Raw genomic sequence first — 438 nt, 5'->3', positions numbered from 1 at the left:
GTAAAACATACTAACATTAGTAGTACAGACCAAGGCCATGGTTTGTGCTACTATTTTTTTTATAGTAGAAGTGAAGGAAGGTCAATCCGCTTATTGGACCATGTTAGAGTCCGTATTTAAAACAGGCCAACTTCACACCCTTGTTTGAATCAGTTTAGTATGTTGGGTCCTAGAGATCGTGTATAAGAAAATGGAATCGATAAGGCACTGTGAAGACTTCTATGATTGGTTATAAAAGGAGAATATTTATATGAAACATGTCATCGCTCTTGATGTAAGTAAAGGGAAAAGCACAATTGCCATTTATGATGGTTATAGACAATGTGAATATGAAGGGGAATTGTACCATACACGCAATGATTTTGAGCAGCTACACCTTCGTATTAAGGGAATAACAGCTCTTGATGGACAAGCCCCTGAAATCGTATTTGAGGCGAC

1 pseudogene is annotated in these 438 nt (G+C 37.7%); it reads left to right on the top strand.

The features are described 5' to 3' along the window. Positions 1–250: 250 nt before the first annotated feature. Positions 251–438 (top strand): annotated as a pseudogene (locus tag LRP83_RS23145) (IS110 family RNA-guided transposase); the annotation flags it as partial.

Source organism: Pseudoneobacillus rhizosphaerae (genome assembly GCF_917563885.1).
GTDB classification, from domain to species: domain Bacteria; phylum Bacillota; class Bacilli; order Bacillales; family Cytobacillaceae; genus Pseudoneobacillus; species Pseudoneobacillus rhizosphaerae.
This window is presented reverse-complemented; position numbering and strand designations above follow the sequence as displayed.